The organism is Amycolatopsis sp. NPDC051716, from assembly GCF_040681595.1.
Taxonomy (GTDB): Bacteria; Actinomycetota; Actinomycetes; order Mycobacteriales; family Pseudonocardiaceae; genus Amycolatopsis.
This window is the reverse complement of sequence record NZ_JBFAZA010000076.1, coordinates 1-10,612: the sequence shown is the minus strand read 5'-3', so window position 1 is coordinate 10,612 and position 10,612 is coordinate 1. Positions and strand designations below refer to the sequence as shown.

Below are 10,612 nucleotides of genomic sequence, written 5' to 3'. Positions count from 1 at the left end.
CCCGCCGAGCGTCCGGTACGCCTCGAGCTCGCCGAGCCGGTGCCGTGGCGCCGAGTGGCACGAATGCATCGGCGCTGCGCTCTCGGCGAGCACGCGAGCGCGGATCTCGCCGACGCTGTAACCGCGCGGTATTCGCTGCGGCCAGAGCCACACGACGAAGGGCAGGGCCAGTAAGCCGCTGGTGATCAGGCATGCGGCGACCGCGAAGTGCCCCCAATCGGTCACCATCGATCCGCCTCGATACGGTGACTCAACGACAGCTGTCGCGCGAGGCGGCGATTGTGCCTGGGGCCGTGGGCCGGTCCGCGCTGCGCGTCCTCGTCGAGGTACCCCTCGTCACTGATCGCAACGATGCCGTCGGCCCGGTCGAGGTACGTGGGTTCGGTATCCGGCCGCGCGAGCGCACGTTTCGCGTCGTCGTCGGCGCCGAATATGGCGAGCAGCTCGGCGACGCTACGCATGGTTCACCGCCTCGGCGTCGAGTTCGATCACGCCGTCGACGACGCGCAGCCGCCTGCGCGCGGTCGTGTGCCGGTCGTCGAGCACCGGGCTCCCGACCCAGCGGCAGCGCCCGGGCCCGGTGTGGATGTGGTCACCGATTCGACCGGTGCTCGTGTAGGGCGCGAGGCCGGTGCAACGCTCGGCGGCGACGTCGGGGCATCGCACCTCAGCGAGCGGGCCGTGTGTCGTGCCGTCGGTCGTTGTCCATGCTCCGCACTGGGACAGGAGTACGGATTCGATGCGGTGCGTTGTCATCGCGCCACCCGCCCGTGTGCTGCGTACGCGCGGTGCCCGCTGTCGGTGATCTGGTAGCGGCCCATCCTCGCCGAGCCGGAGCAGATCAGTCCGCGCGACTTGAGCGCCGAAACGGCCGATCGCGTTCGGTACGTCGTCAGCTGCGCGGCCCGCGCGATCTGGTCGATTGTGAGCATTCCGCCCGGCTCGAGTACGGCGAGCACTGCGCCTTGAGATTCGGTGATCTTCACGTGCATGGGTCCGGCCCTCCTAGTCCGGTACCCGGACCAGCCCCCTAGTCCGGTCACCGGACTATACTCCGACATGCTGTTCTCGCACACGCAATCCGCGTAAAGTCGCTGATGATCGACAGGACCGGCGAGAGGACCAGGGGCGAACATGGCAGAGGACGAGCCGCTTATCGGGCCGATCATCGAGCGACGGCGCGAAGCGCTCGGTCTCAACCTGATGCAGCTCGCCGACCGCGTCGGTGTCACCGAGAAGCAGATTTCTCGATGGGAAAAGAACACGCAGAAACCCGGGCCGGAGAATATTCGCCGCTTGGCGCGCGCGTTGATTCTCACGCTCGACGAGTTGCTCGGCCTCGTGCCGATCGGCCTCGACCTCTCGATACTCCGGTTTGCGGCCTGGGAGACCAGTCGCAACGGAATGCCCGTCGTCGACCGGCACACGATCACCGCGCGCCACACCGGGGGAGAGGTCACATTCGCCGCCGAGGGCGATTATCTATGGTCGGGTGTTCTGCGCATCGTCGACCATTCGCTCATGGGCTCGTATCTGTCGACCGAGCGTGATCACTTCTACCGAGGTGTGTTGTATTTCCCGCTGATCGCCGCCGATTGGAGCGCCGTCATCGGTCGTTGGACGGGCACATGGGCCGATGGTCCGCTCGGCGACGGCTACGGCGTTCTCGCCAGCGATGAGGACCGCGCGGGCCGCTTGATGAATTCCGTACTCGCCCACGATGGGCCGCTCACCGAGTGGCCGAGAGAGGACTGATATGCGCACCGGACGGCAGTTCGACACGGGACACGTCGGCTACCTCACGACCAGCGGCACCGCCTCGGCGACGTGGCGGCGCGAGGGGGGGAACCGCGCTGTCGTCATGTTCATCGACGACACGAGTTCCGATAGGCCGGCGCGGCGCTGGCCGGACGAACGGATGGATTTCCGGCCCGGACACATCGCGTTCGACCCCGAGGCGTACCCGAGCATCGCGAAGGCGCGCGAGTTGCTGCCGGAGTACGGCGCACTATGGGACGCAGTCGAAGACGAGTACCGCACTACTCTCGCGGCGCCGCGCACGCCGGATTCCGCCTACGCCCAGCACGCGGCATTTTTCGACGTATCCGCGTAGCTGCGCAAACGCGTCAACCCCACTGGCCGGACACGGGCGCGTGGTTTCAGCCTGGTCGTTTGTCCGAATGTCTACACTGTGGGACGCCTCGATGTGATCGAGGCTGAAAAAGAACGCCCCGGCCAGTCACCACCTGGCCGGGGCGTTCCCTGTTGGGACGCGTGATCACGCTGCGGCGTTCACCGCCGCCCGAACCGCGTCCTGCTCGACGGCGCAGTAGGCCTGCGTCGTTGCGACGCTACTGTGCCGCATGGCATCGCGCACGGCGAGGATGTCGCGCGTCGCTTTGAGCGCGCGAGTACCGAACCGGTGCCTGAGCTTGTGCACGGTCCAAGGCGCCTCGCCCTCGTACGCGGCCGCCGCCAGCGCCTCGGCGCATAGTCGGCCGACCCACCTCGGGGAGAGGTGCCCATCTTCGGCACCTGGGAACAGATACCCGCGTCGAGGGTGTCCCTCGCCCGGCGAGTGCGCCGGTGCGCCCGCGGCGATCAGGTTGCCGAGGTCGTCCGGCACAGGCATCGTCGCCTTCTTGTTCCCCTTACCGTGCACGACGAGGCTGTATCCCTCGTCGCCCTCGATGAGATCGTTGCCCACGTGCACGACGGCGATCTCGGCCCGGCGCAGACCGATCTCGGCCGCGAGCCGGAGCATCAACCGGACCCGCGGCGACGCGACTTGCAGCGCGCCTCGATAGATCCGGTCCGGCGCCGGGCGCGGGCTAGGTTTGGCGGCCGCGATCTTCGGCAACGCCTCGGCGGCGTTCTCCGTGACCACCCCGGCAGCTACCGCCCATTTCCAGAACGAGCGCGCGCTGTTGCGTCTGCCGCGCCGGGTCTCGATCGCCCATACCTGATCGCCCATCCATTGCACCAGTTTTTCGCCAGTTATCGTGTCGGGTCCGCCGGGGCCGACCTCGCGGGCGATCTGTTCCATGTCGCTGGTGCGGCGCTGGATCGTTGTCTCCGAGAGACCGGCGGCACGCAGGTTCACCTCGTAATTCTGAAGCGGGACAATCCAACTCGTAGGTATGTGAAGTTTCATCCCTCGATTCTCACGAATGGGACGCTTTCTTTGTCTCACTTTCGACCCCTAATCTGAATGCCGGTTTGCGGCAGGCAAATCGGGGCGCTGGCCTCGAAATGGGCGAATTTGTAAGACGTAAAGAGAGGCAATACCCTGCCATGTACAACTGCTGCAAACTGACGGCAAACATTCTGCCTCGCAGTAGCATACGGCCGAGCAGACGCAGCGTGAAACACGCCGTACATGGGTCCCCCCGATCGGCCGATCGAGCCGAGCGATTGAGCCAGATGATGGCATAGGTGGTTCACGCCGCGCCATCCGTTCCGGCGAGTCGCGCCCGCCTGTCGGACATGCCCTGTTCCCACCTGGCCCGGTCGGCCATGTACCAGAGATAGACGCCGTAATCACCGCAGGTGCCGAGACACTCGAACGTGCCGTCGCCCTGGTCGCCGAATTCGGCGTCGATGCCGAGCGCGGCGCGCCACTGCTCGGCGACGGCCGCCGGGTCGGCGTGATCGAGATCGGTGACGTAGCCGCGTGCCTGAGCGCCACAGCTCGCCGACTCGTCGAACGACCAGTCGATCGCGGGGAGGTCCGGCGCGGCCGACGACATGTAGGCCCAGAGCGCCGCGCTCGCGGCCGTACGGATTCGCTCGCGCAGCTCCGCCGAGTCGATGCGAATCGTCATGCCGCGCACCGCTCCCGCGCCGAGATAACGTACGAGTCAACACCGTAGATATCGGCGGAATTCGACCCGTTTCCGGGTGCCGAGATCATGCCGCGACCGCCCTCCGAGGCAGCGGCACCGGCCGAGTGATGCGCCGCCGGAACGGCGAGCGGGATAACGATCTCTTCGCAGGTAGAGAGGTCGTCAGGCACGGACCAGAAGGTTGGGAGTTCGAGTCTCTCCGGGCGCACATCCATCGGAAGCCCCTCGTTCGGACCACCCGGACGGGGGGTTTCTCGTCGCCCAGTGAGTACGTAGAACGTGTCCAGTCCGGCGGCTTCGCACACGGCATAGATCTCGTTCAGATTGAACGGCACTTCACCGAGCATCCGACGCGAAAGCGCCTGCTGTTTCATGCCGATCCGGGCCGCGATCTTGGTTTGCGGCATGGGGCGCTTCTGCGCGGCTAGTTCCTGTCTGATGCGCCGCGCGACGACGTCGTTGGGGCTCTCGCCACCATCGCCGTCTATGAGCTGCAAAGAGGTGGTCATGCCCCGATATTCAACCCGCTCAGCGCGTAAATAACCAGTCTTGGCGTGCTCACTCGCTGCGTAGGGTGACTCAAGACACAAGAAAACCATTTTGTACGGTTGTGCGCTACCTGCTCAGCGAGTAGCTTCTCGTTCATGGACATATCACCTACTGAGCGAGTAGCGGAGAACGTTCGCGCCGCTGCCGCTCGCCGTCGAGCCTCGCAGACGGACCTCGGTTCCGTCCTGGGAATCAGTCAAGCCGCCGTGAGCCAGCGTCTCTGCGGCCGGGTCGATTTCAAGTACGGCGAGCTGTACAAGCTCGCCGACTACCTCGGAACGACCGTCGAGCAGCTCGTCGCCACCGACGACGACACCGAAAAGGCGAGCGCATGAGCACGCCGAAGTTGGGCAGCGCCGCAGATCTCACGCACGACGACGTACAGGCATTCGCCCGCGGGTTCGGATTCAACTCCACACAGCACCTCGGCGACGTGCTCGCGGGCCGGGCGCCGTCCGCTCTGGTTGACGAACGGGCCCGCGCTGCGGACCGCGCCGCCGCCGAGCTCCGCAAGCAGCGCGCCGAGGAGCAGGAGCGAGACGGCCGTTGGGCGCGAGACAAGATGGCCGAGTTGAAAGCCGCCGCACGGTGAGCGCCCTGTTCGCGATCGTCGTGCTCGGCGGCCTCGGCGCGGCCGGGCTCAGTGCGCTCGTCATCCTCGGATCGCGACGGGGGTAGGCGATGCATCTGCCCTACGTTTATCGCGGCACTCGCAAACTGCTCGGCGCGATCGGCGGCGTCGTGCTGATCCTCGCGTTCGGCACCCTGTGGTTCGCGCTCATGGTCTGGTCGACGGCGGTCTCGCCGTGACCCGAATCCTGATCGCGCTCACCATCATCCGCGCTGTCCGCCGCGCGAAGCCGTTGCGCGTCGCTCTGGCGGCAATCGCCGATGCGACCGCCTGCGAGATCGCACTCGAGATGAACGACCACCTCAACGAGGCTCACAACGTCGCCCGCAGGTGGCCGGGATGAGCGCCGACGGCGAATTCGATCCGGGCCCGGAGTTTCGTGAGGCACTCCGCTACGGCGCGATGGCGCTCGTGGTCGGCCGCGACCCCGATAACCCGGAACAGTTCGGCGCGACCGTGTTCTATCTCGAGCCGCCCGCCGAGCGCCCGCGACTCAAGATCGCCGCCGTCGACCTCGCTCGCGTCCTGCGTCAGGCCGCCGACGAGCTCGAAGCGGCCGACGTCCCTCTCTAACGCACCCGGGCCCGACCGAAAGCTGCTCGGTCGGGACCGGGGCACAAGCAACGTACCCCGCCCCGAAAGGAACCAGCCGTGAGCTCGTTCATCTCCGTCACATACCCGATCGCCTCGCACGCACCCGTCGGCGTCGCCTGGGATCCCGACCACAATCAGTACCTCGTCCGCCTGAGCGGCGGCACGACACTGTTCCTCGACACCGGCGACGCCCGCGTGCTGTACGCCTCGCTCGGCGCGAGCCTGGCAGCGCGCGGCGTGGCCGCGCCGCCGACCGACCTCGCCGCGCGGCTCGCGCTGCTCGCGGAAAACCTGCGTTGGTACGGACAGCACGACTTCGCCGAGCAGGTCGACAACATCCTCGCCCCGGTGACGGCCGACGCCGCGCCCGCCGATGCGCCGCACGAGTGCAACGACGAATGCACGCCCGGCAATTGCGCCGTCGAGCACGCGCTGGAATTCGCCCCGATTCTCGTGCATCCCGAGTCCGATGGCGCCGACCCGACGCCGACCGAGCCCATCGCGGCGAAGTGATCGGGGGCCGTGCCATGCCAGAAACCAGGCCGCTGCCCGCCATCGCCCGCCGCTGGTTCACGCCGACCCCGGCCGCCGCGCTGCGCGAGGAGACCGAGCGTCTGTACCCGTACGGGCCGCCGCCGCCGATGGTCGACCCCGCGGCGTGGACCGAGCTCACCGAGGCCGTATACGCGGCGCAGTTCGTGCTCGGGCTGAACCTGCCCCTGTTTCAGGTGCGCGACTTCGCCGCGATCGTCGCCGACCGCGTGCTCGTCACCGACCCGCGAGAGGCGGTGTCGGCTCGATGAGGCGCACAACGACCGACCCCGAAACCGGTCTGAGACTGTCGCTGTCGACGACCCGGACCACGGTGCAACAGGTAAACGCCTACTTCGGGGCCGAAGACGTAGGCGCCGACGTCACGCTCGGCGAGCTGCGGGCGGCCGTCATCGCGGCTGCCAGGCTGCCCGACAACGCCATCGTCCGGGTGTACGCCAGGGAAGCATGGTCGACCCCGCACCGACTTTGGATCGAACACAAAGAGCAGCAGGACGACGACCCGGCGGCCGTCGATGCCGACGACGGCGAGACCGTCGAGGAGTACGACGAGGACGAGGGCACGCCGTGCCCCAGCTGCACGTGCGGCCCGACCGGCAAGGGCCAACCGTGGTGCGACGTGTGCGGCGGCACCGGCCGGATCCCGGCCGACACCGCGCCGATCCGGGCGGGCTCTCAATCCGACCCGGACGTCGCGCACGAGCACGCGGTCGACGTCCGCACGGGGGTGTCGCCATGCTGATCGACGGCAACGCCGGACCACCGCCCGCCCAGGTGGCCTGATGGTCGGCGGCGTGGACCAGACGGCGGATGACTGGCGGCATCGCGCGGCCTGCGGCAAGCACCCGAACCCGGACATGTGGTTTTCGCGCAACCTCCACAGCGCCGCCACCAAAGAGGCGAAACGCATCTGCTGGGGCTGCCCCGTGCAGCGGGATTGCGGCGACGACGCGATACGCCACAACATCCGCGCTGGCGTCGCGGGCGGCTACCACACCCGATTCGCAGGGGAATGGGCACAGCTGCACATCTGGCTCGGCCGCAAACCTCCCGAGAAACAGAGCGGCGCGCACGAGCCACGCTCGATCGTCTGCGCGCAGTGCCGCAGCGAGTTCCAAACGCGCCGACAAAACACCGTCACGCGGTGCCCGCCGTGCGAGCAGGGACTCGTCGACGCGGCGCCGGTGCGCAAGCACGTCGAGCGCGTGCACGCCGAGACCGGTTGGAGCTACCGCGAGATCGCCCAGCGAGCCGGACTCAGCAAGAACGTGGTCGGCTCGCTGATGACCCGGCAGCAGTACATCAACCGGAAAACCGCCGAGCTGCTGCGCGCGGTCCGGCCAGATCTCCTAACGGACGCGGCATGACCGCCCCGACCGAGCCCGGCCTGTACGCAGGCGTCCCGGAGGACGTGTACCACCGTGACCGCAGTTCGCTGTCGTCGAGCGGTGCGCGCCGCCTGCTCGAGCTCGCCCCGGCGGAATGGCTGTACGAGCTCGAACACCCCGAGGTGCGCGAGCCGACACCCGAGATGGAAAAGGGCACCGCGACACACACGCTCGTCCTCGGCGTGGGGCCGCGCATTGTCGAGGTGAAGGCACCGGACTGGAAGAAACCGGCCAACCAGAAGCTGCGAAGAGAGATCCGGGCCCGCGGTGAGGTGCCGCTGCTGAGCCATGAAATCGACCTCGTCGAGACGATGGCCGAGGCCGTGCTCACACACGACGAGGCCGGACCGCTGTTCGACGTAGGCACCCCCGAGGTGAGCGCCTACGGCCGCGATCCGCTCACTCGCGTGATGATGCGCGCACGTACCGACTGGCTGCACCGCCGCCGCGGCGTAGACCTCAAGACGTGCGAGTCGTCGGCCCCCGACGACTTCGAGGACGAGGTTCGCCGCTTCGGCTACCACGTCCAACAGTGGTGGTACGAAGCGACATTCGCCGCGGCCGAGCGCCCGCTCGACGACTTCGTATTCGTGGCCGTGGCGAAACGGCCGCCGCACCTCGTCGCGGTGCACCGGCTCAAACGACGCGTGGTCGACCTCGGCGGGGACATCGCCCGACGCGCGCTCACCAAGTACGCGGCCTGCCGCGAGTCCGGCGCATGGCCGGACCACGGACCCGGCCCGCACGAAATCGATTTACCCAATTGGGAATTCAAAAAGGAGTACAGCCGGTGACCACTGAAATCGCCACCGTCGAGCCGACCGAGGGCACCCTCGTCAGCGCTGCCGGGCCTGACCCGTTCACCATGCTCGGCCGCTACCTGTCGTTCATGGACGATGCGCGGAAGTTCGCAGACACCGTCTGCATGACGCCGATGGTCCCGACGTTCTACCAGGGCAACCCCAAAGCGGCGACCGTCGCGATTCTGCACGGCGCCGAGCTCGGCCTGAACCCGCTGCAGTCGCTACAGCAGATCTTCACCGTGCACGGTATGCCGGCCATCTACGCCCGGACCATGGTCGCGCTGCTCAAGAATCGCGGCTTCCGCTTCCGTACGGTCGAATCCGGCCCCGAGCGCGTCGTATTCACCGGCACCTCGCCCGACGGCGTCGAGACGGAAACAAGCACATGGACGATCGAGCGCGCCGACCAGGCGGGCTATATCCCGAAGACCGACCCCGCCACAGGTGAATACGCCCGGAACAAGAACGGCAACCTCATCGGGAACGAGAAGTACCTCACCGAACCCGAGAACATGCTGTGGGCGAAGGCCGCCGCCGAAGTGTGCCGCCGCCTCGCGCCCGACGTGCTGCTCGGCATCTCCCGCACCGTCGAGGACATCGAGAGCGAGCCCGAGCCGGTGCGCGTGAAGTCCGAACGGGTGTCACCAGCCGAGGCGCTCGCCGCCGCGAGTGCCCCGGACGAACCGGCCGAACCCGTCAAGACGTGGACACCGTCCGCCGAGGCGGCCGCACCCCCCGAGCAGCAGGCAGACACCGAGCAGACCGAGCCCGCCGATCCGCCGATGACCAAGATTCAGCAGCGCAAAATCGGCCGACTGATGAGCGAACGAGGCATCACCGACGACGCCGAGATTCTCGCCGAGATCGGCCGGTTCCTCGGCCGCAAGATCGCAACGCCCGCCGAGGTGACCCGCGGCGAGGCCATTCGGTTCCTCGCGCACCTCGAGGACAACCCGCCCGCGCCCGCGACCGCCTCACAGGAGGGCGAAAAACCGGACATGCCGCAGGTAGACGGCTCGGTCAAGGCCTCTCCCAAACAGATCGCGGCCCTCAAAGCGGCCCTCAGACGAGACAACGTGCTCGACGAGGGCGAGCGGCTCGAATGGGTGCGCAACGCCATACACCGCCCCGACCTCGCCACGCTCGAGGATCTGACCGCCGAGCAGGCCGAGCAGATGACGAGGTTCCTCGTCCAGGCGCAGGCCGCCGACGCCGCCGCGAAGAGGGCCGGTCAGTGAGCGACCACAGAAACTACCGCGCCATCGCCGCCGCGCTGCTCGCCGAAACCGCCGATGCCGCGGCGGAGGCGGCGACTCTGGCCGGGTCCGGGGGCGTCGACTACCCGGTCGCGACAGCGACCGTCACGCAGGCCGCCACCGCACACGCCTTGCTGTATCTCGGCGACCGGCTCGTCGAGCTCATCGAGCAGCAGCGGCTCGCGAACGTCATCGCCGCCCGCACCCCACGGGAGGACGGCATGTATCCCGTCGAACTCCGGTCGTGGGAGCGCGAAACCGACGCGGGCGAGTACATGCGCGAGGCGATCATCCGCATCGTTAGCGACCCGAGCGAGGCCACCCGATGACGCATACCGATATGCCGCCTCACATCGCCCGCCCATCGACGGATCTCGTCGGCCCGATCGTCCATTTCCGCGGCCAACCCGTCGCCGTGACGAGCTCGCCGCCGCGCGACACCAGCGATCCGCGCTATGACGCGTGCACTGATCATCACCTCGCCTGCGACTGCCGAGAGGCCGAGCAGAACGAGCAGCTCAGCGAGAACCGCTTCAGCCGGTTCGAGCTACGCGACCAGCTCGCAACCGCGCTCGCCGACCACCCGACGTTGGTGATCCTCAACGGCGAGCAGCGTCCTGACCTCTGCTGCCAGTGCGACGGATGCCGGTTTGCCCGAGCGGTCGATCTCGTGCCCTACAAGAACTTTCGCTACGTCGGGAGCAACGCATGACCAGTCTCACCGTGGGCACCGCCGACCTACGCCAAGCTCTCACCGCGGTGCTCCCGCACGCGGGCGTCGACAAGGACCTGCCGGAGTACAACCGGGTCCGCTTCACGATCGACCGCGAGCACGTGACCGTCGCCGCGACGGACCGGATCACGATGGCGTTGGCGATCGTGTCCATCTGGGATTCCGGGCACGAGGAATGCGTCGTCGAGCTGCTGCCGCACGACGCGAAAAAGCTGCTCACCGTGTTCAACGCCAGCGCCAGCAAGGGCGACGACCCCGAGT

General features: G+C 67.7%; 23 protein-coding genes. 16 read left to right on the top strand and 7 right to left on the bottom strand.

Annotated features, from left to right (window positions below; genetic code table 11):
• From AB0M30_RS47065 to AB0M30_RS47050, 4 genes are all read right to left on the bottom strand, one after another.
• Positions 1-228, bottom strand: a 228-nt coding sequence (locus tag AB0M30_RS47065) for a hypothetical protein (protein ID WP_364599146.1), incomplete at its 3' end; no start/stop codon positions are given.
• Positions 222-461, bottom strand: coding sequence for a hypothetical protein (locus AB0M30_RS47060; RefSeq protein ID WP_364599143.1), 240 nt, complete (start codon positions 459-461; stop codon positions 222-224). The genes AB0M30_RS47065 and AB0M30_RS47060, both read right to left, overlap by 7 nt.
• On the bottom strand, positions 454-756 hold the full coding sequence (locus AB0M30_RS47055; RefSeq protein WP_364599140.1) for a hypothetical protein: 303 nt from the start codon (positions 754-756) through the stop codon (positions 454-456). Before AB0M30_RS47055 ends, AB0M30_RS47060 begins: the two co-directional genes overlap by 8 nt.
• Positions 753-992, bottom strand: a complete 240-nt coding sequence (locus tag AB0M30_RS47050; protein ID WP_364599137.1) for a hypothetical protein — start codon at positions 990-992, stop codon at positions 753-755. The genes AB0M30_RS47055 and AB0M30_RS47050 overlap by 4 nt, the downstream gene beginning before the upstream one ends.
• A 142-nt stretch (positions 993-1,134) precedes the next feature.
• On the opposite strand from AB0M30_RS47050, the gene AB0M30_RS47045 reads away from it, so the two are divergent.
• A complete protein-coding gene (locus AB0M30_RS47045) occupies positions 1,135-1,755 on the top strand; it encodes a helix-turn-helix transcriptional regulator (RefSeq protein WP_364599134.1) in 621 nt (206 codons plus the stop codon).
• A 1-nt stretch (position 1,756) separates the two neighbouring features.
• Positions 1,757-2,113, top strand: coding sequence for a hypothetical protein (locus tag AB0M30_RS47040; protein ID WP_364599131.1), 357 nt, complete (start codon positions 1,757-1,759; stop codon positions 2,111-2,113).
• Positions 2,114-2,278: 165 nt separating this feature from the next.
• On the opposite strand, the gene AB0M30_RS47035 is transcribed toward AB0M30_RS47040, so the two are convergent.
• The 3 genes from AB0M30_RS47035 to AB0M30_RS47025 form a co-directional block, all read right to left on the bottom strand.
• Positions 2,279-3,103, bottom strand: coding sequence for a tyrosine-type recombinase/integrase (locus AB0M30_RS47035; RefSeq protein WP_364599128.1), 825 nt, complete (start codon positions 3,101-3,103; stop codon positions 2,279-2,281).
• A gap of 337 nt (positions 3,104-3,440) precedes the next feature.
• Positions 3,441-3,824, bottom strand: coding sequence for a hypothetical protein (locus AB0M30_RS47030; RefSeq protein WP_364599125.1), 384 nt, complete (start codon positions 3,822-3,824; stop codon positions 3,441-3,443).
• Positions 3,821-4,354: a helix-turn-helix transcriptional regulator gene (locus AB0M30_RS47025; protein ID WP_364599122.1), complete on the bottom strand. Its 534-nt coding sequence runs from the start codon at positions 4,352-4,354 to the stop codon at positions 3,821-3,823. Before AB0M30_RS47025 ends, AB0M30_RS47030 begins: the two co-directional genes overlap by 4 nt.
• 135 nt (positions 4,355-4,489) lie before the next feature.
• Here AB0M30_RS47025 and AB0M30_RS47020 point away from each other — a divergent pair, with 135 nt between their 5' ends.
• From AB0M30_RS47020 to AB0M30_RS46955, 14 genes are all read left to right on the top strand, one after another.
• Positions 4,490-4,729, top strand: a complete 240-nt coding sequence (locus AB0M30_RS47020) for a helix-turn-helix transcriptional regulator (protein WP_364599119.1) — start codon at positions 4,490-4,492, stop codon at positions 4,727-4,729.
• Positions 4,726-4,986, top strand: a complete 261-nt coding sequence (locus AB0M30_RS47015) for a hypothetical protein (protein WP_364599116.1) — start codon at positions 4,726-4,728, stop codon at positions 4,984-4,986. The genes AB0M30_RS47020 and AB0M30_RS47015 overlap by 4 nt, the downstream gene beginning before the upstream one ends.
• An 89-nt stretch (positions 4,987-5,075) precedes the next feature.
• Positions 5,076-5,204 carry a hypothetical protein gene (locus AB0M30_RS47010; RefSeq protein ID WP_364599113.1) on the top strand — a complete coding sequence of 43 codons (129 nt, stop codon included), beginning with the start codon at positions 5,076-5,078 and terminating at the stop codon, positions 5,202-5,204.
• A complete protein-coding gene (locus tag AB0M30_RS47005) occupies positions 5,201-5,368 on the top strand; it encodes a hypothetical protein (RefSeq protein ID WP_364599110.1) in 168 nt (55 codons plus the stop codon). The genes AB0M30_RS47010 and AB0M30_RS47005 overlap by 4 nt, the downstream gene beginning before the upstream one ends.
• Positions 5,365-5,598 carry a hypothetical protein gene (locus AB0M30_RS47000; RefSeq protein ID WP_364599108.1) on the top strand — a complete coding sequence of 78 codons (234 nt, stop codon included), beginning with the start codon at positions 5,365-5,367 and terminating at the stop codon, positions 5,596-5,598. Before AB0M30_RS47005 ends, AB0M30_RS47000 begins: the two co-directional genes overlap by 4 nt.
• Positions 5,599-5,676: 78 nt before the next feature.
• A complete protein-coding gene (locus AB0M30_RS46995; protein ID WP_364599105.1) occupies positions 5,677-6,132 on the top strand; it encodes a hypothetical protein in 456 nt (151 codons plus the stop codon).
• A 14-nt stretch (positions 6,133-6,146) separates the two neighbouring features.
• Positions 6,147-6,422, top strand: a complete 276-nt coding sequence (locus AB0M30_RS46990; RefSeq protein ID WP_364599104.1) for a hypothetical protein — start codon at positions 6,147-6,149, stop codon at positions 6,420-6,422.
• Positions 6,419-6,913: a hypothetical protein gene (locus tag AB0M30_RS46985; protein WP_364599101.1), complete on the top strand. Its 495-nt coding sequence runs from the start codon at positions 6,419-6,421 to the stop codon at positions 6,911-6,913. Before AB0M30_RS46990 ends, AB0M30_RS46985 begins: the two co-directional genes overlap by 4 nt.
• Before the next feature lie 40 nt (positions 6,914-6,953).
• On the top strand, positions 6,954-7,538 hold the full coding sequence (locus AB0M30_RS46980) for a WhiB family transcriptional regulator (protein WP_364599098.1): 585 nt from the start codon (positions 6,954-6,956) through the stop codon (positions 7,536-7,538).
• Positions 7,535-8,353, top strand: coding sequence for a PD-(D/E)XK nuclease-like domain-containing protein (locus AB0M30_RS46975; protein WP_364599095.1), 819 nt, complete (start codon positions 7,535-7,537; stop codon positions 8,351-8,353). Before AB0M30_RS46980 ends, AB0M30_RS46975 begins: the two co-directional genes overlap by 4 nt.
• The gene (locus AB0M30_RS46970; protein ID WP_364599092.1) at positions 8,350-9,600 is read left to right on the top strand and encodes a hypothetical protein; all 1,251 of its coding nucleotides are present in this window, start codon (positions 8,350-8,352) and stop codon (positions 9,598-9,600) included. Before AB0M30_RS46975 ends, AB0M30_RS46970 begins: the two co-directional genes overlap by 4 nt.
• Entirely contained in the window at positions 9,597-9,947 is a 351-nt protein-coding gene (locus tag AB0M30_RS46965) for a hypothetical protein (protein WP_364599089.1), read from the top strand. Before AB0M30_RS46970 ends, AB0M30_RS46965 begins: the two co-directional genes overlap by 4 nt.
• On the top strand, positions 9,944-10,330 hold the full coding sequence (locus AB0M30_RS46960) for a hypothetical protein (RefSeq protein WP_364599086.1): 387 nt from the start codon (positions 9,944-9,946) through the stop codon (positions 10,328-10,330). Before AB0M30_RS46965 ends, AB0M30_RS46960 begins: the two co-directional genes overlap by 4 nt.
• On the top strand, positions 10,327-10,612 hold a 286-nt coding region (locus AB0M30_RS46955; RefSeq protein ID WP_364599083.1), incomplete at its 3' end, for a hypothetical protein. The genes AB0M30_RS46960 and AB0M30_RS46955, both read left to right, overlap by 4 nt.